The following is a 19,754-nucleotide window of genomic DNA, read 5'->3' as shown; positions in this document are numbered from 1 at the left end:
GGTTCCGGTCAGTACCAGCCGTTGGACTCCGAGTGGGCCCACGCGCCACACGGCGTGCTGTACCGACTCGTGATGTATCCGAGACCCCAGGTGATCTGCGTCGCGGGGTTGGTCGCCCAGTCGGCTCCGGCCGAGGCCATCTTGGAGCCGGGAAGCGCCTGCGGGATGCCCGTGGCGCCGGAGCTGGCGTTGTAGGCGTACACGTTCCAACCCGACTCGCGGTTCCACAGGGAGACGAGGCAGCTGTACTCGCCCTCGCCCCAGCCGTTGGCCATGACCATGTCGTAGGCGATGGCCTGAGCCGTACCCGGGTCGGGCGTGCCTGCCGCGGGAGCGCTGCCCGTGGACGAGGAACCGCCGCCGGTCGCGGCCGGCGTCGCCACGGGAGGCGGCGGAGGCGGAGCGACGACCTCGTAGCTGTCGCGGGCGAAGGTGTACTGGTAGTTCGAGCTTGCGACGACGGACTGCGCGGCGTTGCCACCGAACTGCGCCTGCTTCTCCGCATAGGAGGACGCCACGACGCTCGAGGTCGGGTCGACCATCGTCACGGCGACGAAGCCGAACGCAGCCGTCGCCGCGAAGATCCCGAGGACCTTCTTGCCGCGAGAGCGCGGCCGACGGTAGGGCTGAACCGCCTTACCGGTGTTCGGCTGGGCTGATGGTTTCCACGGGGTCACGTCAGTTGAGTCTTGAGGCACGATGCATCGATGGTAGCCGAGAATGCCTGATCAGGCCACCTGGTCGGCCGACGCTCAGCGAACCGCCAGCATGACGTCCACGACGCTGTCGAGCAGTGCGTCGACCTGGGACTCGCGGTAACCGGCCCATTCGTTGCGGAACACGGCCGTGCGGACGCGGTCGACGTTGAGCGGCGTGCCGTCGTGGAAGTAGGCGACGAGGCGATCCGCGAGGGCGTCCACGTCCTTCCGGCTGTAGCCGCGGGCGAGCAGGCTCACGCGCTGGAACCGCTGGCCCTCCGGCCTCGTCAGCCGGTTGAGGATGACCTGCGCGGTGCCGCGGGCGTCGCGCAGCCACTCCTTGGCACCGCGCTCCTCGACCGACCGCTCCCGCTCGCGGAGCGAGAAGGCGTCCTCGAGTCGCTCGAGCGCCGCGTCGACGTGCTCGGTGCTGTAGCCACCCCGGACGAGCCGGAACGCCACGTGCCGGATGTCCTCCGCGCTCAGGATCGCATCGGCGTCGGCGTCGGTGTCCTGCCCGTAGGCGGCGCGAGCGCGGTCGAGGAACTCGTCGACCTCGGCCGGATCGTAGCCACGCTTCGAACGTTTTGCGGTGGGGAAGATCGTGCTCACCGGACCATTCTCCCCCATGAGGGGCTGATCGGGCGAAATCGGACCGAGCCGGGACTCAGACCGCGAGTCCGCCGAACAGGAGGTAGACCACGTAGGCGACGACCGCCGACGGCAGGATCGAGTCCAGGCGGTCGAGGAATCCCCCGTGCCCGGGAAGCCACGAGCTCATGTCCTTCACGCCGATGTCGCGCTTGATGAGCGACTCCGCGAGGTCGCCGACCGTGGCACTGCCGAGGAGCAGCAGACCGAGCAGGACACCGACCCACCACGGGACACCGAGCATGAGGATCGCGAGCAGCACGCCGGCCACGACCGAGACGACCCCCGCCCCGGCGAAGCCCTCCCAGGTCTTGTTCGGGCTGATCACCGGCGCCATCTTGTGCTTGCCGAACGACAGGCCGCTCACATAAGCACCGACGTCGACGCAGATGACGAGGATCAGGAACGCCAGCGTCCACCATTCGCCCTCGGGCTGGGCGACGAGGAACACGGCGAAGGAGGCGAGGAAGGGGACGTAGACCTGGATGAACGTCCCGGACGCGAGGTCGCGGACGAGCGTGGGAAGGTCGGTCCGCTTCGAAGCGATGGCCTGCTCGGCCACGCGCCAGACGATGACGAGCAGGATGCCGAGCAGGACGACGGACCAACGCCAGACGTCGTGGAGGAAGAACGCCGCCGGCTGCATCGCGACGGCCGAGATGACGGTCGGGATCGCCGGCACCCGGCGCCCGGTCTGCTCGAGGGCCTTCCGCAGCTCCAGCGTGGCGAAGGCCACCACGGCCGAGGCCAGGACGACGAAGATCACCTTGAAGATGATCAGGCTCACGAGCATGATGCCGCCCGCGGCCACCCCGATGAGGATGGCGTTCACGAGGTTGCGGCCGACCCGCGCCTCGATGCGTTCGTTCGTCGCGTCGAACTGCGCCTTCGTCGCCTGGACCTGCCGTTCGATGTCGGCACGTTTGGCGTCGACCTGCCGCTCGAACTTCGCGCGGCGGTCCTTCAGCTGGGAACGCAATTCCTGCGGACCCGACTTGCCGGACCGGCCGGGTTCGGGCTTCGACGGATCGCTCGATCGCCCGGGAGCGACATCGTCTTCCACAGGTACCTCCAGCGGGCGTGCCGTCGGTCGAGGGACCGGTCGGCGAACGGAATCAGCGGTGGGACAGCGGCTCAGATGGAGAGCAGCTCGGTCTCCTTGGCCTTCAGCGCGGCGTCGACGGCGTCGATGTGCGACTTCGTGACGGCCTCGAGCTCCTTCTCGCCGCGTGCGACGTCGTCATCGCCGACCTCGCTCTTGAGCGCCTCGAGGTCGTCCTTGCCCTTGCGACGGATGTTGCGGATCGACACCTTCGCGTCTTCACCCTTGCCGCGGACGATCTTGACGTATTCCTTGCGACGCTCAGCGGTCAGTTCGGGCATGGTGACCCGGATGACGGTGCCGTCGTTCGTCGGGTTGGCGCCGAGGTTCGGGATGTCGCGGATCGCCTGCTCGATGTCGCGCAGTGCGGACTTGTCGTAGGGCGTCACGACGATCGTGCGAGCTTCCTGGTTCTGCAGGGAGGCGAGCTGCGCCAGCGGCGTCGGCGTGCCGTAGTAGCTCACCAGGACCTTCTGGAACAGCTGGGGGTTGGCGCGACCCGTACGCACCGTGGCGAAGTCATCCTTCGCGGCCTCGACGGCCTTCGACATCCGGGTACCAACATCCGAGAGGACATCCGCGATCACGAGCACTCCTTTGATTGCATTACTGGGTTCAGTCTAGTCGGGCGGCGGGCCTCGGCCTGGCCGCCCTGCCGCCTAGGCGGAGGTGACGAGGGTGCCGATCGCGGCACCGCGGATGGCCGCCGTGACGTTGCCGGCCGGCTCCATGCCGAAGACGCGCATCGGCATGCCGTTGTCCATGCAGAGGCTGAAGGCCGTCGAGTCGACGACCTTGAGGCCGCGCTGGAGCGCCTCCTGATAGGAGATGGTGTCGATCTTCGTCGCCGTCGGGTCGACGCGGGGGTCGGCGGTGTAGACGCCGTCGACGCCGTTCTTGGCGACGAGGACCTCGACGGCTCCGATCTCGAGCGCGCGCTGTGCCGAGACGGTGTCGGTCGAGAAGTACGGGAGTCCGGCGCCCGCTCCGAAGATGACGACGCGACCCTTCTCGAGGTGTCGCTCGGCACGGAGCGGGATGTACGGCTCGGCGACCTGCGTCATGGCGATGGCCGACTGCACGCGCGTGGCGGCGCCGGCCTGTTCCAGGAAGTCCTGGAGCGCCAGGGCGTTCATGACCGTTCCGAGCATGCCCATGTAGTCGGCTCGGCCGCGGTCCATGCCGCGCTGGCTGAGCTCGGCTCCGCGGAAGAAGTTGCCGCCTCCGACGACCACTGCGACCTCGACCTCGGCGGTCGCTTCAGCGATCTCGCGGGCGATCGACCCGACCACGTCGGGGTTGACGCCCAACTGGCCGCCTCCGAACGCCTCACCTGACAGCTTGAGCAGTACCCTGCGCTTCTTCTCCGGCATCCGCCTGTCCTTCCTCGTCCCTCACACAACTTAGCGTCAGGAGCCGCCCGCTGTCCGCGACAGCCGTCGACTCGCTGGCTGGATCGTCACCGATCCCACGTGCACGGGTATGCCCGCGCACGCAAAGGGGTCCGGATCGCCACTGGCGATCCGGACCCCGTCACAACTGCTACGCGCCGACCTTGAAGCGGGCGAACCCGGTCACGGTGAGGCCCGCGTCAGCGAGCACCTTCTGCACGGACAGCTTGTTGTCCTTGGCGTAGTCCTGCTCGAGGAGCGCGACCTGCTTGAAGTACGAGGTCACGCGGCCCTCGACGATCTTCGGCAGTGCGGCCTCGGGCTTGCCCTCGTTCTTCGAGATCTCGGTGACGATCTCGCGCTCCTTCTCGACCTCGTCGGCCGGGACGTCGTCGCGGCTGAGGTAGGACGGGTTGGCGAACGAGATGTGCTGCGCGATGCTGCGAGCCGTCTCCGCGTCGTCGCCCGTGTAGCCGACGACCACGCCGACCTGCGCGGGCAGGTCCTTGTTGGTCTTGTGGAGGTAGACGGCGAAGTGCTCACCGTGCACCACCGCGAGGCGGCGGAGCTCGAACTTCTCACCGATGATCGCAGCGGAGTCCGCGATGACCTCGGCGACGGTCTTGCCGTCGGCCGGAGCCGCGTTCCCCTCTTCGACGGTGGTCGCGCCGGCGGCGACGACCGCGTCGAGGACGAGGTCGGCCAGAGCGAGGAACTTCTCGCCCTTCGCGACGAAGTCGGTCTCGCAGGCGAGCTCGATGAGCGTGGCGGTGTCGCCGTTCTCCTTCGCGGCGACGAGGCCCTCGCTCGTGGAGCGGTCGGCACGCTTCGCGTTGCCCTTCGCACCCTTGAGACGCAGGATCTCGGTCGCCTTCTCGACGTCGCCATCGGCTTCGACGAGTGCGTTCTTGGTGTCGACCATGCCGGTGCCGAGCTGCTCGCGCAGCACCTTCAGGTCAGCGAGAGAAAAGTTGGCCATTGCTGGTGTCCTCCTTGATTACTTCTCGTCGGCGACGACGGCGGCAGCTGCGCCCTCGGCGTCGGCGGCGGACTCGGTTGCAGCGACCTCGACGTCTTCGACAGCCGGGGCTGCCTCGACGGCGTCGGTTGCGGCGATCGCCTCATCGGCGACCTTCTCGGTCTCGGCGGAACCCTGCTCGCCGCCCTGGAGCAGCTCCTGCTCCCACTCGGCGAGCGGCTCGGCCGGGGCGTCGCCCTCGGTCGGCTTCTGGTGGCGCTGGATGAGACCCTCGGCGGCGGCGTCGGCGATGATGCGCGTCAGCAGGCCGACGGAACGGATCGCGTCGTCGTTACCCGGGATCGGGTAGGTGACCTCGTCGGGGTCGCAGTTGGTGTCGAGGATGCCGATGACCGGGATGCCGAGCTTGCGCGCCTCGTCGATCGCGAGGTGCTCCTTCTTGGTGTCGACGACCCAGAGCGCCGACGGCGTCTTCGAGAGGTTGCGGATACCACCGAGCGACTTGTGGAGCTTGTCCAGCTCGCGCTTCTTGATGAGGAGTTCCTTCTTGGTGAAGCCGCTCTTGGAGGCGTCTTCGAAGTCGAGCTCCTCGAGCTCCTTCATGCGGGCGAGTCGCTTCGACACCGTCTGGAAGTTGGTGAGGAGGCCACCGAGCCAACGCTGGTTGACGTAGGGCTGGCCGACGCGCGTCGCCTGCTCGGCGATGACTTCCTGCGCCTGCTTCTTCGTGCCGACGAAGAGGATGGTGCCACCGTGGGCGACCGTCTCCTTGACGAAGTCGAAGGCCTGGTCGATGTAGCCGAGCGACTGCTGCAGGTCGATGATGTAGATGCCGGAACGCTCGGTGAAGATGAAGCGCTTCATCTTCGGGTTCCAACGGCGGGTCTGGTGCCCGAAGTGCACGCCGCTGTCGAGCAGCTGGCGGATGGTTACGACGGCCATGAGCCGTTCTCCTGTTCTGCGCTCGCCACCGCACCGCTGACGCGGACGGGTGGGAGTGCCTCGGTTGTCTGACGGACCGGATGGCCTCGTCCCTGGTGCCCGGCGCACGTCCGCCACGCTCCGGAGAGCGAGGACCGATTGGAAGTGGTGGCCGAAATGGCACGCGTAGTCACCCCGACGAGCGAGGTGCTCCGTTCAGCATAGCATCAGGCCACCGTGATGACGGCGCTCCACAGGCCGTCCGACCAGCGTCCGTCTCCCCGCTCCGAGGTGCCCACCCGCCCTCGCTCTCCCGAGCCCGTCAGGCTCGGATCATGATGACCTCGATCGCCAGTTGGTTCCTCGTCTCCTGCCTGGTGCTCCTCGCACCCGTGAGCACGTCTGGGGCGGCGCCGGCCTGGAGCTGGCCGATCGCTCCCCCGCACGTCGTCACCGAGCCGTTCGTCGCGCCGCCCGACCCGTACAGCGCCGGCCACCGGGGTATCGACATCGCGGCATCAGCCCGGTCAGCCGGTCGCCGCAGCAGCCGCCGGCGTCGTGACGTTCAGCGGGACGGTGGTCGACCGCCCACTCGTCGTGATCCGGCACGACGACGGACACGTCTCGAGCATCGAGCCGGTGGTGGGTTCGGTCGACGTCGGTAGCCGCGTGACCCGCGGGGCACCGATCGGGACGGTCGGCGTCGGCGGACACTGCGCCGACGGCTGCGTGCACTTCGGGGTGCGGCTCGACGGCGTCTACGTCAATCCGATGCTGCTGCTCGGCGAGGTGCCTCCGGCCGTCCTGCTCCCACTGACCGCGACCGCGGGGGCTCAGGCCCGCGGGTGGGCGTTGCGGTAGCTCTCCTTGATGCGTTCGACGGAGACGTGCGTGTAGATCTGCGTCGTCGCGAGACTCGCGTGGCCGAGGAGTTCCTGGACCGCGCGGAGGTCCGCTCCCCCGTCGAGCAGGTGCGTCGCGGCGGTGTGCCGTAGGGCGTGAGGCCCTGCCGGACCACCACCGGGCACGGCGTCGAGGAGCCGGGCGACGAGCGTGTAGACGGAGCGCGGGCCGAGCCGCCCTCCGCGCGCGCCGAGGAAGAGGGCTGCGCCGGGCGTCGGTCCGCGGTCGTTCGCGGCTGCACGGGCGACCAGCTGCGGGCGGGCGCTCGTGAGGTAGTCGACGATCGCCGACTGAGCGGGGACGCCGAACGGAACGACCCGCTCCTTGTCACCTTTGCCCGTGACACGGACGGTGAGCCGATCGAGGTCGAGGTCGTCCCGGTCGAGTCCGCACAGCTCGGACACGCGAAGCGCTGACGCGTAGAGCAGTTCGACGACGGCGAGGTCGCGGAGGGCGTTCGGCTCCCCCGATGCGGCGCGGTCCTCGAGCCCCGCGAGGAGGTCGTCGAACGGGCCCCGGCCGACGACGCGTGGCAGGGTCCGACCCGTCTTCGGACTCCGGAGACGTGCCGCGACGTCCGAATCGACCCTGCCGGTGCGCAGGAGCCAGGCGCTCCAGGCCTTGGCCGTGGCGGTGCGTCGCGCGAGCGTCGCCTTGGACGAGCCTGCCTCGGAAGCTGCCCAGAGCCAGTCGCGGAGGAGGTCCAGCGTCACGCCGTCGACGCCCTCGACATCGCGTCCGGTGGCGAAGTCGGCGAGCTGCCGGAGATCGGATGCGTAGGCGCGAACGGTCTGCGGCGACAACCGACGCTCTGAAGCGAGGTGCTCCGAGAACCCGTCGATGCTACTCCAGATGTCCACGTGGACAGCATGCCCCACGCGTCCGACGCCGTGGCCTTCCCCCGCCGACCGATCACCTCACGCCCGTCCGCCGACGAGCACCCAACCCTCGTTCGCGTTCCTCGACGGCCCCGGCGAGATCGAGCGCACCGAGCACGCCGGTGACCTCACGAGGACTCAGACCACTCGCTTTCGCAAGCGCCTCGACGGTGCGCGGCGAGCGAGCGCTCATCACATCACGGACCCGGCGTTCCTCCGGTGAGGCGAACGCCTGCGCGTCCGCGTCGACCGCGGTCCACCCGGCGAGCTCCGCCATCTGCGCGGCGTTCGTCACGCAGGTGGCGGCGTACTCACGGATCAGGCGGTGACAGCCCGCCGACGACGGACTCGTGACCGGGCCGGGCACGGCTCCGAGCGGACGCCCGAGGGACGCAGCGTGACCCGCCGTGTTGATCGACCCGGAGCGGTCTCCGGCCTCCATGACCACCGTCGCAGCCGAGGCTGCGGCGATGAGTCGGTTCCGCTGCAGGAATCGCCATTTGGACGGTGTGGACCCGCACGGTGATTCGCTGATGACGGCTCCACCGGCCTCGCGGATCCGACGGATGAGCGCGTCGTGACCGGCAGGGTACGGCCGATCGACCCCGCCTGCGAGGTAGGCCACGGTCACGCCTCCGCTCCCGAGGGCGGCTCGGTGCGCCGCGCCGTCGATGCCGTACGCGGCACCCGACACGATCGCGAAGCCCCGGTCGACGAGCCCGGCCGCCGCCTCGAGGGTGACGTGCTCGCCGTACCCGGACGCGGCCCGGGCCCCGACCAACGCGATGGCGCGTTCTCCCGCAGGCACGTCGGGAGAACCGCGCAGCCAGAGGGCGTGCGGCGCGTGCACACCGAGGTGGTCGAACCCCGCATGCCAGCCCGGAGCGCCTGGCAGGAGTAGTCGTACGCCGACCTCGATCGCGGTCTCGCACGCGGCGACGAGGTCAGCCGAGACGAGACGGGGGCGCCAGCGTTCCAGCGCACTTCCGAGCACGCGGGAGGCGGGAATCGCGGCGGGATCCTCGGACTCGGCATCGGCATCGGCCGACGTCGAGCCCGAGCCACTGGACCACTCGCTGCCGAGGATGCGGCGCTGCAGTTCGGTCGGCCCCACCCGGTCCAGGACCGCTGACAGTGCGCCCGCAGGGCCGAGCGCACCGACCACGAGCCCGGCCACGCCATCGCCCGGTTCGGCGATCATCGTCCAGGCCGCCCGAGCGAAGGCCGCCCGGATCCCGGTGTTGCCGACGTTGTCGTCGGCCACCGAGACGTGCTCGGCACCTCCATCCGCGCGAGGACTACCCACGGCCTCGGCCGGCTCCAGGCCGCCGAGTCCGCGGACGAGGCGTTCGACCAACTCGCGGTCCAAGCCGAACCACGCACTCATGAGATGCCCTTCCGCAGGAAGAGGGCGCGCCCCAAGTGCTCGGCTGTGGGGCTACCGGCCCCGTCGAGGTCGGCGAGCGTCCAGCTCAGTCGGAGGATGCGGTCGTAGCCACGCATGGTGATGCCTCCCCGCTCGAGGGAGCGGTCCAACGCGCTGGTGACGGATCTGGGCAGCCGCATCCGCGGGCTCCTGAGCCAGGTGCCGCTCGCCTGTGCGTTCGTGGTCCAGCCGGTGCCGGCCAACCGCTCGGCACTCGCGGCCCGCACCGCTTCGACGCGGGAACGAGCCTCAGCGGTGGAGACCCCGCCCTCCTGCGAGAGACTCGTCAGTGCCGAGGTGATCCGGTGCACCCGCACGCGGATGTCGATCCGGTCGAGGAGCGGCCCCGAGATCCGCCCGAGATAGCGTCGACGGGCCTGCGGTGGACAGGTGCAGACGCCGTCCGCCGTGCCGTACTGACCGCAGGGGCAGGGGTTCGCGGCGAGGACGAGTTGGAAGGCGGCCGGGAACGTCGCGCTGCCGTGCGCACGATGCACGGTGACCACGCCGGCTTCGAGTGGCTGACGCAGCGAGTCGAGGACGTCGGCGCGGAACTCCGGCGCTTCGTCGAGGAAGAGCACGCCGTGCGCCGCGCGCGCGGCTGCTCCGGGCCGGATCTGGCGCGAACCGCCACCGATGATCGCCGCCGCCGATGACGAATGGTGCGGGCTCTCCCACGGTGGTCGTCGGGCGAGCGCGCCGTCCGGCGGCAGACCGATGAGCGAGCGGAGGCAGCTGACCTCGACCGCGGCCTCGGGCTCGAGGTCGGGAAGGATCTCGGGGAGCCGGGCGGCCAGCATGGTCTTGCCGGCACCGGGAGGTCCGACCATCATGACGTGGTGCCCGCCGGCCGCCGCAGCGACCATCGCGTCGACCGCCTCCGGTTGTCCGACCACGTCCGCGAGATCGAGTGGGTCGGGCGTGGGCAGCCGATCGACCCGCTGTCGGACGGGTTCGAGGTCGATCGCGGAGAGTTCTGCACCGTGCCAGATGGCCGCATCACGCAGCGAGGTCGCCCCGATCACCGTGACGCCGGGCACGAGCTGCGCCTCCTCGACGTTGGCGGTCGGCACCATCACCGCGTCGTAGCCGGCGCGGGCGACGGCGAGGACGGCCGGCAGCACGCCGACGAGCGGACGGAGCCGACCGTCGAGCCCGAGCTCACCGAGATGGACGACCCGCTCGGCGGACTCCCGGCGGACGAGGCCGCCCACGGCGAGGCAGGCGATCGCCATGGAGAGGTCGAATGCGCTCCCCTGCTTGGGCAGCGACGCGGGAGACAGGTTGATCGTGAGCTTGCCACCGGGCAGCTCGCAGCCGGAGTTCGCCGTCGCACTCTTGATGCGGTGCGCGGCCTCACCGAGCGACTTGTCGGGAAGGCCGACGATCGCCATGCCCGGTACGGTCGCGGCGGCCGACGCCTCGACCTCCACGATCGCGCCCGTGAGGCCGGCGAGCGCGACCGACCAGGTGCGTGCGACGGCCATCAGGAGACTCCCCGCAGGTGCTGGAGTCGCATGTCCCCTTCGGACGGCAGCACGATGCCGACGACGTCGACGCGCATCCGCCGCGAGCGCGGTCGGTGCTCAGCGCACCAAGCCCCGGCGAGACGACCGATCCGGGCCAGCTTGCTCGGCGTGACCGCCTCCGCGGGATCGCCGAAGCCGACGCCGGAACGGGTCTTCACCTCGACGAAGACCAGCGTGCCGTCGTCGTCCGCGACGAGATCGAGTTCGCCCTGCGGGCATCGCCAATTGCGGTCGAGGATGCGGTATCCGCACGCCTCGAGATGATCCGCCGCCACTTGCTCGCCGCGTCGGCCGAGCTCGTCCTTCCGTGCCATGTGCACCTCCTGGCATCCAGCCAAGCGTGCAGACGAGGCTCGTTACCCAGAGGTGGGTCTGTCGTCGACGATCGCGCGGCGAGGCGTGCCTGTGGAGCGCTGTCGGTCGCGGGGGCCTCGCCCTACTCGTCGAGCGTGAGTTCCTTCGGGAGCTCGAAGTCACGCGAGGACAACTGCTCGACGTTGACGTCCTTGAACGTGAGCACCCGGACGCTCTTGACGAACCGGTCGGAACGGTAGACGTCCCACACCCACACGTCGGTCATGGAGAGCTCGAAGTAGAAGTCGTTCGCCGTGTCGCGTCGCACGAGGTCGACCTCGTTGGCGAGGTAGAACCGGCGCTCGGTCTCGATCACGTACTTGAACTGCCCCACGACATCGCGATACTCGCGGTAGAGGGCCAGTTCGACCTCGCGGTCGTAGTCTTCGAACTCGTCTTCGTCCATGGTCTCTCCAGTCTACGTGTAGGCGGGCAGCCAGCTGCTCCGGTGGTGGAGGGTCAGGCCGTGCTCGGAGAGGGCCGACAGATGCTGCGCCGAACCGTATCCCTTGTTGCCCTCCCACCCGTACTCCGGCAGTGCCTCGTGCAACTCGATCATCAGTCGGTCGCGGTGCACCTTGGCGAGTACGGACGCCGCGGCGACCGAGGCGCAGTCCCGATCCGCTTTGACCCTCGTGGCGATGGTGAGCGGTCGCTGGAGCGCCCGGCTCAGCCAGTCGCTGTTGCCGTCGAGCAGGACGGTCGATCCCGTGACGTCCGCGCCGACGGCGTGCAGTTCGAGCAGTGCCCGACGGCCCGCGAGTCCGAGACACGCGGTGATGCCGAGCTCGTCGACCTCCGCCGGACTCGCGAGTCCGACGGCCCCGTACAACACCCACTCGCGGGCCAGCGGTTCCAGGCGGGTCCTCGCTCGCTCGCTCAACAGCTTCGAGTCGCGGAGTCCCTCAGGGAACGGCCCGCACGCCGGGGCGACGACCGCGGCGCCGACGGCCACCGGGCCGGCGATGGCTCCGCGACCCACCTCGTCCATGCCGATGACCGACGGGACACCCGCAGCGAACAGTTCGTGCTCGACCTCGAGGGTCGGTTCGCTGACGGCCATCACTCCTCTTCTGGGGCGGGGATGCCCTGGAAGACGGACGGGTAGTTGTCGAGCCAGGCCCAGTTGCTGGACGGCCAGGTGATGACGAACGCACGCCCCACGACGTTGTCGATCGGGACGAAGCCCCCACCGGGGGTGTCGCCGTTGTACCGGGAGTCCTTCGAGTTGTACCGGTTGTCGCCCATGACCCAGAGCGAGCCCTCCGGGACGACGATGTCGAACGGGTCTCCGGACACCTTCTCGGTGCCTGCCGGAAGCTTCACGTACGGTTCGTTCAGCGGAACCCCGTTGACCGTCATCTGCCCGAGCGGGTTGCAGCACGACACGTGGTCGCCCGGCAGGCCGATGACGCGTTTGATGAGGTGGTCGTCGCTGTCGGGAGCGACGAGGCCGAAGATCGACAGCACCCATTCGACGGCTGCGGTGACGGGAGGCTGCGGAGCCTCGACCGTCTGCGGGAGCCAGCCGCCCGGATCCTGGAAGACGACCACGTCGCCTCGATTCAGCGAGACCACGTCGGGGACGAGCTCGTTCACCAGGATGCGGTCCTGGATCTGCAGCGTGTTCTCCATCGACCCGGACGGGATGTAGAACGACCGCACGAGGAAGGTCTTGATGAGGAAGGAGACCAGCAGCGCGACCACGAAGATGATGAGGAGGTCGCGAAGGAAGAGCAGCGCTCCGCGTTTGCCGCGGGGGCGCTGCTGGTGGTCGGGCGACGCGTCTGCCGCCAGGGAATTGTCTGTCATTTAACCGCCTGAGCTCCCCACCAGCTTATCCGGTGGGGAGCTCAGGAATGATCGCGGAGGGCGACCGGGAGGACGACTAGTTGTCGCGCTTCTCCTTGATCTTCGCCTTCTTGCCACGGAGCTCGCGGAGGTAGTACAGCTTCGCGCGACGGACGTCACCGCGGGTGACGACCTCGATGTGGTCGATGTTCGGGGAGTGGACCGGGAAGGTGCGCTCGACGCCGACCTGGTAGCTCACCTTGCGGACCGTGAAGGTCTCGCGGACACCCTCGTTGGAGCGGCCGATGACGACACCCTGGAAGACCTGGATACGGGACTTGTTGCCCTCGATGATGTTCACGTGCACCTTGACGTTGTCGCCGGCGCGGAAGTCGGGGATGTCCGACTTGAGGGATGCTGCATCGACTGAGTCGAGAATGTGCATGATGATTCCATCTCTGCGACCGCCACAGGTCGACCGCTGAATACGTTCGGAAGGAAGGGTGTGCCCGATGCCGGCGTTCCCCTGTGGCAGAACTGCGGAGGCACAAACAGCAATTGTGTCATGAAAGGGCCTCGGATGGGAAACCGGGCCCCGGTACGGCGCAGGCGACAGCGGCGGATACGGCCGCTCAGCGACGCTCGTCGGGCTTGGACTCCTCGATCACGATGAACTCGCCGCCGTCGATCGGACCGGGATCGAACCGCGGCTGCGGCGGGATCGCCGATCCGGGGACCGTGCCTGGCCCGGCGGCAGCGGCCATGCGCTCGAATTCGGCCATCGTCTCCCGGGCGCGGCGTGCCGTCTCGGAGATGAGTTGCGCGATGACGCCCCAGAAGGCGGCGAGGCCTGCGACGACGCCGAGGACCGCCCAGAGGGCGACGCCCGAGCTGAACGAGCCGAAGCAGATGATCGTGACGTGCCAGAGCGTGAGCAGGCCGACGTCCGTCCACGACACGAGCTTCGTCGTCCGGACGCTGGCCCTGGCGGAGATGAGGAACGCGATCGCGGCGAGCGCGATGGCGAGGATCGGCATGGCGATGAAGAGCCCGAACAGGCTCCAGCCGCTCTCACCGAAGAGTCCCCATCCGACGAACGGCCAGGCGGGCAGCACGAAGATCGCGGCGAATCGCCAGTAGTAGAACGCCCGACGGATGATCATGCCTCTCAGGCTACCGCCGGGCTCCTGAGCGCGCACTGGTCGTTCGCTGTCGGCCGATGTCGGTTCCGGGCCCGAGTGGTCAGAGGAGCTTGCGCTGCAGCGCCCAGGCGGCGAGTTCGTGGCGCGAGGACAGCTGCAGCTTGCGCAGCACGCTCGACACATGGGTCTCCACGGTCTTCACGGAGATGAACAGCTCTGTCGCGACCTCCTTGTAGGCGTAGCCGCGGGCGATGAGGCGCATGACCTCCTGCTCACGGGCCGACAGCCGGTCGAGCTCGTCGACGGACTCCGCCGTCTCCCCCGTCACGGCACCGAAGGCGTCCAGGACGAATCCCGCGAGCCGGGGTGAGAAGACCGCGTCGCCGTCGTCGACCCGCCGTGCGGCCTCCGCGACCTCGGCACCCGAGGAGCTCTTCGTGATGTAGCCGCGTGCACCGGCCCTGATCACCCGGACGACGTCCTCGGCGGCGTCCGAGACGCTGAGCGCGAGGAACCGGGTGGCGGGCGCGATCGACACCGAGCCGGCGATCACGTCCGCGCCACCGCCGCCGGCGCCACCCGGCAGGTGGACGTCGAGCAGCACGACCTGCGGGCGCGTCTCCCCGATCACCCGGATCGCCTCCTCCACGTCGCCGGCCTCCCCCAGCACCTCGATGCCGGGATCGAGTTCGCTGCGCAGTCCGGAACGGAAGATCGAGTGGTCGTCGACGATCACGACGGTCAGTGGTCGGTCGCTCATGGTCGGCTCCTCGGAACGGTCGGGACGGTGTCGGGCTGCGGCGCAGTCGGCGCGGCGTCGTGGACGGGCAGGACGAGACGGACCTCGGTACCTCGTCCGCCGGGCCCCGGACGGATGGTCGCCTCGCCACCGATGCGCTGCATCCGGCCGATGATCGACTCCCTGACCCCGAGGCGGTCCCGCGGGACCTGTTCCAGGTCGAAGCCGGGGCCGCGGTCGGAGATCGACACCTCGATCCGCTGCGGTGCCGTCTCCAGATAGACGGAGACGTCGCCGCCGGCGTGACGTGCCGCGTTGAGCACGGCCTCACGTACGGCGGCGAGGAGCGGCTCCGGAGCGTCGTCGATCGCACGCCCGACCGCGACGACGTCGACGCGCACCGCGTGGTCGGCCTCCACCGCGGCCGCGATGGTCCGCAGCTCGGTCGCGAGGTCGCCCGTCGGAGCGGTCCCGCCGGAGAAGAGCCAATTCCGCAGCTCGCGCTCCTGCGCCCTGGCGAGACGGGACGCCTCGCTCCCCGGACCGGCCTGCTGCTGGATGAGCGCGAGCGTCTGGAGCACGGAGTCGTGCAGGTGCGCGGCGATCTCGGCGCGGTCGGCCTCGCGCATCCGCGCGGCGCGCTCGTCGGCGAGGTCGCGATTGAGCTGGAGCGCCCAGGGGGCGATGACCACGGCGACCCCGAGGAGCACGGCGATCGCGGCGACGATGACCGTCCACATGTTCGGGCGGTCACCGGTGACGAAGAACAGGAGGATGCCGAGGACGACGAGGACGAGCGCTCCGAGTACGCGGATCAAGAGGGCACGTGAACCCTCACCGCGACCACGCTCGCCGAACTGCCGCCAGGCGAGTGCAGCTCCCGCGAGGACGACGATGACGGGGATGACGGCCTCGAGTGGGATGTCCAGCCCGGTCCGGGTCGCGATCAGCGCGGTCCCGGCCGCGAGCAGGGCGATCCCGAGCAGCACCTCCGTGATCGGCGCGCGACGGGGGCCGTCGAGGTCGCCTCCGTCATCGGTCGAGGCCGGCCGGAGCAGGTGCTCCCGAGGATCGAGCGGTGCGTCCGCGCCCTGCGTCGGCGTCATGACCCACAGCCACACGTAGAGGAGCAGGCCCGCTCCGCCGCAGCACGCGAGGATGACCGTCGCCGTCCGCACCGCAGCGACGGGGAGACCGGTGTGCTCGGCGAAGCCGGCGCAGACACCGCCGAGCAGGCGGCGCCTCGGCCGGATCATCACCTCGGTTCCCATGGAGCCATCCAAGCAGTTCGGGGTGCGGTCGGCACCCTGGGACAGCAGGATCAGGGTGCACTCAGGGTCATGCCGGATGGGCCCGACCCGGACGCTTCGCCAGAATCGGACCATGACGAACCACAGCACGCCGCCCACCGGAGCAGAACCGGGGGCACCCGCCCCGCAGGATCCGACGACCCGCTTCTTCGACTGGTGGCGGTCCACCGGTCTCCGTCGCTCGAGCGACTCGTGGCTCGGCGGTGTCGCCGGGGGTGTCGCGGCCCGGCTCGGCCTCGATCCGATGATCGTGCGCGGAGCCCTCATCGTCATCGCGATCCTGGGCGGGCCGGTCCTCTTCGTCTACGCCGCGGGCTGGGCGCTCATCCCCGACCAGCAGGGTCGGATCCACCTCGAGCGTGCGATCCGGGGCGTCTTCGACCCGGCGATCGTCGCGATCGGTATCCTCGCGGTCCTCACCGCCGTGCCGTTCATGCGCGGCCTCTGGTGGGACGGCGTGCCGCATGCGTGGAACCTGCCGGGGTGGCTGGAGTCGACCATGACCGCCGGTTGGGTGATCGCCTTGGTCGCCGCGGCGGTCTGGCTGATCGTGATGTTCTCCCGCCGCGACCCTGGGCGGGCGACTCCGCCTGAGACACCGCCGCAGCGCGACCCGTGGACCAGCGACGCCTCGATCCCGAAGCCGACGGCACCATCGCCCACGGCCTCCCCCTCGGGCCCTGCCGGCTCGGCCCCGGCCTCCCCCGGTGCCGCGAACCCGGTGTCGCTCGCGAAGGTCGACGGTTCGCCAGGTGATGCGGGCGCGACCGTCCCGCTCCCTGGAGCCACCACCGCCACCGCCACCGCGTGGGACGGGGCTCCGAGCCAGCAGCGCGGCTGGACGAGTCAGGAGTTCCGGGACGAGATGAGCCGCCAGCGAGCCGAGCAGCAGGCCGAGCGCGAGACGAAGGCTCGTGAGCGTCGTGCGCAGCACCCTGGAGCGGCCTTCGTGGCGATCACCCTCGGACTGGCGCTGCTCGCCGGTGCCGGCGCGGCCGTCATCGCGGCGAGCGCCGGGTTCTCGATCCCGGTCGTCGTGGTCATCGGGCTCGCCGCAGCGCTCGGTGCGCTCGCCGTCGCGACGATCGTCGCGGGCATCAGCGGACGGGAGAGCGGCTGGCTCGGGCTCTTCACCTGGGCCGCCGTGATCTCCTTGCTCGCCACCGGGGTGTTCCCACTCGGCTCCTCCTTCCTGCCGGTCGGACGCACGACCTGGACCGTGACGTCGACGGATGCGGACGACCGACGCGGCTACGTGATGATCGCCGGCCAACCCACGCTCGACCTCGGGGAGCTCGCCGACGACGACGCGTTGCGCGGTGGGACGATCGACGTGTGGATCCTCGCAGGCGAGGTCGACGTGCTCATCCCCGAGGACGTGCCGGTGATCGTCGAGTTCTCAGCGATCGCGGGCACCCTGGAGACGGGACGCGATGGTCGGGACCGGACGGACCGACGCGGCGGAGCCCTGTTCCAGGATGAGGCACGGTACGGACGAACGGCGTCAGGAGACACGACACGGGTACGGGTGTGGACGGTCGCCGGCAGCGCTGTCGTGACCGAGGAAGCGGAGGCGGGACGATGAGCGAGCAGGACGACCGGACCGGAGCGGCGGACATGTCGTCCCCAACCGACGCGGCGACGGGATCGGCTCCGTCGGAGACCGATCAGACGGCCACCACGGAGTCGACCAGAGCGCAGCCGGCCACAGCGCAGCCGACCACTGCACAGACGGCTGATGAGCCGAGGACCGATGCTGGCCCGAAGGATCGAGGCGGTCGACCACCGCGCTTCGGCACGATCCTCTGGGGCGTGCTCCTGCTCGTCTTCGCCGGCGCCATGCTCGTCACCAACCTCACCGAGGTGCGCATCGACCCCCTGGGGTGGATCACCGGGGCGATCATCGCGACCGGGGCCGTCCTCGTCGTCGCCGGCATCGCCGCCGCCGTGCGACGTCGGCCCTGACAGCCGTCACGCACAGGACCCCGGCGCGCTCAGGCGTCCGGCTCGTCGGCGGGCAGCAGATCCGGGCGGACCTCGCGGGTCCGCTCGATCTGCTGCTGACGACGCCAGGTGGCGATCGCACCGTGGTTGCCGCTCAGCAGCACCGGCGGTACCGGGAGTCCTCGCCACTCGGCAGGCTTCGTGTAGCTCGGGTACTCGAGGAGCCCGTCTTCGTGCGACTCCTCGACGAGACTCTCGGGGTTGCCGACGACGCCCGGGACGAGCCGACCGATCGCCTCGATCATCGCCATCACGGCGACCTCTCCCCCGTTGAGGACGTAGTCGCCGAGGCTCACCAGGCGGACCCGCGCTCGGCTGGCGGTGTGGTCGAAGACGCGGTGGTCGATGCCCTCGTACCGGCCGCAGCCGAAGACGAGGTGCGGCTCGGCCGCGAGCTCGCGGGCCATGGCCTGCGTGAACACCTCACCCGCAGGAGACGGGAAGATGACCAGCGGCTCCTCCTCGGTGTCGTCACCCAGGATGCCGTCGAGCGCCTCACCCCAAGGCTCCGGCTTCATGACCATGCCGGCTCCCCCGCCGTACGGGGTGTCGTCGACGGTGCGGTGACGGTCGTGCGTCGAATCCCGCAGGTCGTGGACGTCCAACTCGATGAGCCCGCTCTGCTTCGCCTTGCCGAGCAGTGAGAGGTCCAGGGCATCGAAGAAGGTCGGGAAGATCGTGACGATGTCGATGCGCATGAGGAGCAGTCTATTCGCGCGACGGTCGTCGTCCCGGTCGCGCCGGTCAGCCCGACAGTCCGGCCGAGGCCTCCTCGTAGCGGTCGACCACGAGGTCGACGATGCCCGGATCGGGAACCTCGCCGAGGTGGAGGAGCGGCGGCGTCACGAGGTCCGCTCCCGCCTCCTCGAGCAGCCGCGCGAAGTAGCCGGGCGCCAGCAGGTAGGTGGCGATGATGACCCGCCCTCGCGGTCGACTCGTTCGAGCCGCGACCACCGCATCGGGCACCGACGGCTGAGCCGCGGAGACGAACGCCGTCTCGACCGGCACCCGCAGTCGCGACTCCAGTCGACGTCCCATGTCGACGCAGTCGGCGACGGCCCTGGCGTCGGTGGACCCGGCCGCTCCGAGCACGATCCGATCGTCGGGCGTCACGTGCAGCGCCTCCAGTCGCCTGGCGAGGACCGCTACGAGGCGGTCGTCCGGTCCCATCGCCCGTCCGAGTGCCGTCGGCCGATCCGTCGCCTCGAGGTCCTCGACGAGGTCGACGTGGACGTGGAACCCCGCGGACAGGAGCAACGGCACGACCACCGCGGGCCGCTCGGGCTCGATCGAACCGAGGGTGGCCGGGACGTCGGGCTGCTGGACGTCGACGAAGCCACCGGCGACGTGGAGATCGGCACGCGATCGTCCGACGGCGTCGACGAGCGCGGCGACGGAGGCCTGTCCGATCGGGCAACTCGTCCCGTGGGACACGGCCAGGAGCGCCGGACTCGTCCGCGGACGCGTCTGCGGGCGGCGCACCGCGGTCTCGAGCAAGGTCATGCGTCCTCCCCCAGCTCGATCTCCACGAACCCGCCCACGATGCGGGTGCGGAACGTCTGGAGGAAGAGGTTCGGGTCGGTGAAGCACTCACCCGTGCCGAGGTCGTACACCTGCTTGTGCAACGGTGACGCGATCGTCGGTCGCTCCCCTCGAGAACCGACGATGCCGCGAGCCATCACCGGCGCGGCCGTGTGCGGGTCCCGATGGTCGACGGCGTAGACCTCATCTGCGCCGATGCGGAACACCGCGATCTGCCGGGCGCGGAGCAACGCCACCTCGCCCCAGGAGAGTTCGAGGTCGTCGATGGCGCAGACGCGTCGCCACTCGGCGAGCGCCGTCCGCCCGGTGTGCTCCTGCATCGTGATGCTCATCGTCGGCCTCCTGGTCGTGCGTCGGAGCACCGACGCTACGGGCGGGGTGTTTCGTCGGATCA

24 protein-coding genes and 1 pseudogene are annotated in these 19,754 nt (G+C 69.8%); 3 read left to right on the top strand and 22 right to left on the bottom strand.

Annotation, left to right across the window (positions count from 1 at the left end):
- Positions 1-8: 8 nt before the first annotated feature.
- From AC5JOC_RS18240 to AC5JOC_RS18205, 8 genes are all read right to left on the bottom strand, one after another.
- Entirely contained in the window at positions 9-677 is a 669-nt protein-coding gene (locus AC5JOC_RS18240; RefSeq protein WP_079705666.1) for an aggregation-promoting factor C-terminal-like domain-containing protein, read from the bottom strand.
- Positions 678-752: 75 nt separating this feature from the next.
- Positions 753-1,310 (bottom strand): DivIVA domain-containing protein, encoded by a 558-nt coding sequence (locus AC5JOC_RS18235; RefSeq protein ID WP_236555416.1) that lies wholly within the window; start codon positions 1,308-1,310, stop codon positions 753-755.
- A gap of 55 nt (positions 1,311-1,365) precedes the next feature.
- Positions 1,366-2,412 (bottom strand): phosphatidate cytidylyltransferase, encoded by a 1,047-nt coding sequence (locus AC5JOC_RS18230; protein ID WP_241160866.1) that lies wholly within the window; start codon positions 2,410-2,412, stop codon positions 1,366-1,368.
- A gap of 71 nt (positions 2,413-2,483) precedes the next feature.
- The gene (frr, locus tag AC5JOC_RS18225; RefSeq protein ID WP_064295107.1) at positions 2,484-3,038 is read right to left on the bottom strand and encodes a ribosome recycling factor; all 555 of its coding nucleotides are present in this window, start codon (positions 3,036-3,038) and stop codon (positions 2,484-2,486) included.
- Between the two features lie 72 nt (positions 3,039-3,110).
- Positions 3,111-3,824 carry a UMP kinase gene (pyrH, locus tag AC5JOC_RS18220; RefSeq protein ID WP_056006822.1) on the bottom strand — a complete coding sequence of 238 codons (714 nt, stop codon included), beginning with the start codon at positions 3,822-3,824 and terminating at the stop codon, positions 3,111-3,113.
- Between the two features lie 169 nt (positions 3,825-3,993).
- Positions 3,994-4,821, bottom strand: a complete 828-nt coding sequence (gene tsf / locus AC5JOC_RS18215; RefSeq protein ID WP_064295106.1) for a translation elongation factor Ts — start codon at positions 4,819-4,821, stop codon at positions 3,994-3,996.
- A gap of 18 nt (positions 4,822-4,839) precedes the next feature.
- Entirely contained in the window at positions 4,840-5,763 is a 924-nt protein-coding gene (gene rpsB / locus AC5JOC_RS18210; protein ID WP_064295105.1) for a 30S ribosomal protein S2, read from the bottom strand.
- Positions 5,764-6,064: 301 nt separating this feature from the next.
- Positions 6,065-6,253: a hypothetical protein gene (locus AC5JOC_RS18205; protein WP_494246957.1), complete on the bottom strand. Its 189-nt coding sequence runs from the start codon at positions 6,251-6,253 to the stop codon at positions 6,065-6,067.
- Positions 6,254-6,270: 17 nt separating this feature from the next.
- On the opposite strand from AC5JOC_RS18205, the pseudogene AC5JOC_RS18200 reads away from it, so the two are divergent.
- Positions 6,271-6,603: pseudogene (locus AC5JOC_RS18200) on the top strand (peptidoglycan DD-metalloendopeptidase family protein); the annotation flags it as partial.
- On the opposite strand, the gene AC5JOC_RS18195 reads toward AC5JOC_RS18200, so the two are convergent.
- From AC5JOC_RS18195 to AC5JOC_RS18145, 11 genes are all read right to left on the bottom strand, one after another.
- Positions 6,576-7,505, bottom strand: a complete 930-nt coding sequence (locus AC5JOC_RS18195; protein ID WP_137241864.1) for a tyrosine recombinase XerC — start codon at positions 7,503-7,505, stop codon at positions 6,576-6,578. The pseudogene AC5JOC_RS18200 and the gene AC5JOC_RS18195 overlap by 28 nt on opposite strands.
- A gap of 52 nt (positions 7,506-7,557) precedes the next feature.
- Entirely contained in the window at positions 7,558-8,910 is a 1,353-nt protein-coding gene (gene dprA, locus AC5JOC_RS18190; RefSeq protein ID WP_494246956.1) for a DNA-processing protein DprA, read from the bottom strand.
- Entirely contained in the window at positions 8,907-10,436 is a 1,530-nt protein-coding gene (locus AC5JOC_RS18185; RefSeq protein WP_494246955.1) for a YifB family Mg chelatase-like AAA ATPase, read from the bottom strand. The genes dprA and AC5JOC_RS18185 overlap by 4 nt, the downstream gene beginning before the upstream one ends.
- Entirely contained in the window at positions 10,436-10,792 is a 357-nt protein-coding gene (locus tag AC5JOC_RS18180; protein WP_064296323.1) for a YraN family protein, read from the bottom strand. Before AC5JOC_RS18180 ends, AC5JOC_RS18185 begins: the two co-directional genes overlap by 1 nt.
- A gap of 122 nt (positions 10,793-10,914) precedes the next feature.
- Positions 10,915-11,238, bottom strand: coding sequence for a DUF2469 domain-containing protein (locus AC5JOC_RS18175; RefSeq protein WP_071260887.1), 324 nt, complete (start codon positions 11,236-11,238; stop codon positions 10,915-10,917).
- A gap of 12 nt (positions 11,239-11,250) precedes the next feature.
- Positions 11,251-11,895, bottom strand: a complete 645-nt coding sequence (gene rnhB, locus AC5JOC_RS18170) for a ribonuclease HII (protein ID WP_463528853.1) — start codon at positions 11,893-11,895, stop codon at positions 11,251-11,253.
- Positions 11,895-12,644: a signal peptidase I gene (gene lepB / locus AC5JOC_RS18165; protein WP_064296320.1), complete on the bottom strand. Its 750-nt coding sequence runs from the start codon at positions 12,642-12,644 to the stop codon at positions 11,895-11,897. The genes rnhB and lepB overlap by 1 nt, the downstream gene beginning before the upstream one ends.
- 76 nt (positions 12,645-12,720) lie before the next feature.
- Positions 12,721-13,068 (bottom strand): 50S ribosomal protein L19, encoded by a 348-nt coding sequence (gene rplS / locus AC5JOC_RS18160; RefSeq protein ID WP_056006851.1) that lies wholly within the window; start codon positions 13,066-13,068, stop codon positions 12,721-12,723.
- A gap of 187 nt (positions 13,069-13,255) precedes the next feature.
- Positions 13,256-13,786 carry a hypothetical protein gene (locus AC5JOC_RS18155; protein WP_137241868.1) on the bottom strand — a complete coding sequence of 177 codons (531 nt, stop codon included), beginning with the start codon at positions 13,784-13,786 and terminating at the stop codon, positions 13,256-13,258.
- Positions 13,787-13,865: 79 nt separating this feature from the next.
- Positions 13,866-14,525, bottom strand: coding sequence for a LuxR C-terminal-related transcriptional regulator (locus AC5JOC_RS18150; protein ID WP_064296318.1), 660 nt, complete (start codon positions 14,523-14,525; stop codon positions 13,866-13,868).
- Positions 14,522-15,775, bottom strand: coding sequence for an ATP-binding protein (locus tag AC5JOC_RS18145; protein WP_494246954.1), 1,254 nt, complete (start codon positions 15,773-15,775; stop codon positions 14,522-14,524). Before AC5JOC_RS18145 ends, AC5JOC_RS18150 begins: the two co-directional genes overlap by 4 nt.
- Before the next feature lie 112 nt (positions 15,776-15,887).
- Between AC5JOC_RS18145 and AC5JOC_RS18140 the strand changes: the two genes are divergently transcribed.
- Together AC5JOC_RS18140 and AC5JOC_RS18135 are read left to right on the top strand one after the other, a co-directional pair.
- Positions 15,888-17,399 carry a PspC domain-containing protein gene (locus AC5JOC_RS18140; protein WP_494246953.1) on the top strand — a complete coding sequence of 504 codons (1,512 nt, stop codon included), beginning with the start codon at positions 15,888-15,890 and terminating at the stop codon, positions 17,397-17,399.
- On the top strand, positions 17,396-17,779 hold the full coding sequence (locus AC5JOC_RS18135; RefSeq protein ID WP_494246952.1) for a hypothetical protein: 384 nt from the start codon (positions 17,396-17,398) through the stop codon (positions 17,777-17,779). Before AC5JOC_RS18140 ends, AC5JOC_RS18135 begins: the two co-directional genes overlap by 4 nt.
- Positions 17,780-17,808: 29 nt before the next feature.
- On the opposite strand, the gene trmD is transcribed toward AC5JOC_RS18135, so the two are convergent.
- Genes trmD through nirD form a run of 3 tightly spaced genes read right to left on the bottom strand, consistent with a single transcriptional unit; the run spans position 17,809 to position 19,692 of the window.
- Positions 17,809-18,516, bottom strand: coding sequence for a tRNA (guanosine(37)-N1)-methyltransferase TrmD (gene trmD / locus AC5JOC_RS18130; protein WP_085510627.1), 708 nt, complete (start codon positions 18,514-18,516; stop codon positions 17,809-17,811).
- Between the two features lie 46 nt (positions 18,517-18,562).
- Entirely contained in the window at positions 18,563-19,321 is a 759-nt protein-coding gene (locus AC5JOC_RS18125) for a sirohydrochlorin chelatase (protein WP_079705655.1), read from the bottom strand.
- Positions 19,318-19,692 carry a nitrite reductase small subunit NirD gene (nirD, locus tag AC5JOC_RS18120; RefSeq protein WP_079705654.1) on the bottom strand — a complete coding sequence of 125 codons (375 nt, stop codon included), beginning with the start codon at positions 19,690-19,692 and terminating at the stop codon, positions 19,318-19,320. Before nirD ends, AC5JOC_RS18125 begins: the two co-directional genes overlap by 4 nt.
- Positions 19,693-19,754 lie beyond the last annotated feature (62 nt).

Source organism: Plantibacter sp. (assembly GCF_059073635.1).
Note: the sequence above shows the minus strand (reverse complement) of the source record. Positions and strands in the feature narration are given on the sequence as shown.

What these genes read in the sequence shown, in the direction of transcription:
- AC5JOC_RS18125 (WP_079705655.1), bottom strand. Translation starts at nt 19,321, where the DNA reads ATGACCTTGCTCGAGACCGCGGTGCGCCGCCCGCAGACGCGTCCGCGG.
- nirD (WP_079705654.1), bottom strand. Translation starts at nt 19,692, where the DNA reads ATGAGCATCACGATGCAGGAGCACACCGGGCGGACGGCGCTCGCCGAG.
- pyrH (WP_056006822.1), bottom strand. Translation starts at nt 3,824, where the DNA reads ATGCCGGAGAAGAAGCGCAGGGTACTGCTCAAGCTGTCAGGTGAGGCG.
- lepB (WP_064296320.1), bottom strand. Translation starts at nt 12,644, where the DNA reads ATGACAGACAATTCCCTGGCGGCAGACGCGTCGCCCGACCACCAGCAG.
- dprA (WP_494246956.1), bottom strand. Translation starts at nt 8,910, where the DNA reads ATGAGTGCGTGGTTCGGCTTGGACCGCGAGTTGGTCGAACGCCTCGTC.
- tsf (WP_064295106.1), bottom strand. Translation starts at nt 4,821, where the DNA reads ATGGCCAACTTTTCTCTCGCTGACCTGAAGGTGCTGCGCGAGCAGCTC.
- AC5JOC_RS18140 (WP_494246953.1), top strand. Translation starts at nt 15,888, where the DNA reads ATGACGAACCACAGCACGCCGCCCACCGGAGCAGAACCGGGGGCACCC.
- rplS (WP_056006851.1), bottom strand. Translation starts at nt 13,068, where the DNA reads ATGCACATTCTCGACTCAGTCGATGCAGCATCCCTCAAGTCGGACATC.
- AC5JOC_RS18145 (WP_494246954.1), bottom strand. Translation starts at nt 15,775, where the DNA reads ATGGGAACCGAGGTGATGATCCGGCCGAGGCGCCGCCTGCTCGGCGGT.
- AC5JOC_RS18185 (WP_494246955.1), bottom strand. Translation starts at nt 10,436, where the DNA reads ATGGCCGTCGCACGCACCTGGTCGGTCGCGCTCGCCGGCCTCACGGGC.
- AC5JOC_RS18135 (WP_494246952.1), top strand. Translation starts at nt 17,396, where the DNA reads ATGAGCGAGCAGGACGACCGGACCGGAGCGGCGGACATGTCGTCCCCA.
- rnhB (WP_463528853.1), bottom strand. Translation starts at nt 11,895, where the DNA reads ATGGCCGTCAGCGAACCGACCCTCGAGGTCGAGCACGAACTGTTCGCT.
- rpsB (WP_064295105.1), bottom strand. Translation starts at nt 5,763, where the DNA reads ATGGCCGTCGTAACCATCCGCCAGCTGCTCGACAGCGGCGTGCACTTC.
- AC5JOC_RS18175 (WP_071260887.1), bottom strand. Translation starts at nt 11,238, where the DNA reads ATGGACGAAGACGAGTTCGAAGACTACGACCGCGAGGTCGAACTGGCC.
- AC5JOC_RS18205 (WP_494246957.1), bottom strand. Translation starts at nt 6,253, where the DNA reads ATGTCGATACCCCGGTGGCCGGCGCTGTACGGGTCGGGCGGCGCGACG.
- AC5JOC_RS18155 (WP_137241868.1), bottom strand. Translation starts at nt 13,786, where the DNA reads ATGATCATCCGTCGGGCGTTCTACTACTGGCGATTCGCCGCGATCTTC.
- AC5JOC_RS18150 (WP_064296318.1), bottom strand. Translation starts at nt 14,525, where the DNA reads ATGAGCGACCGACCACTGACCGTCGTGATCGTCGACGACCACTCGATC.
- trmD (WP_085510627.1), bottom strand. Translation starts at nt 18,516, where the DNA reads ATGCGCATCGACATCGTCACGATCTTCCCGACCTTCTTCGATGCCCTG.
- AC5JOC_RS18180 (WP_064296323.1), bottom strand. Translation starts at nt 10,792, where the DNA reads ATGGCACGGAAGGACGAGCTCGGCCGACGCGGCGAGCAAGTGGCGGCG.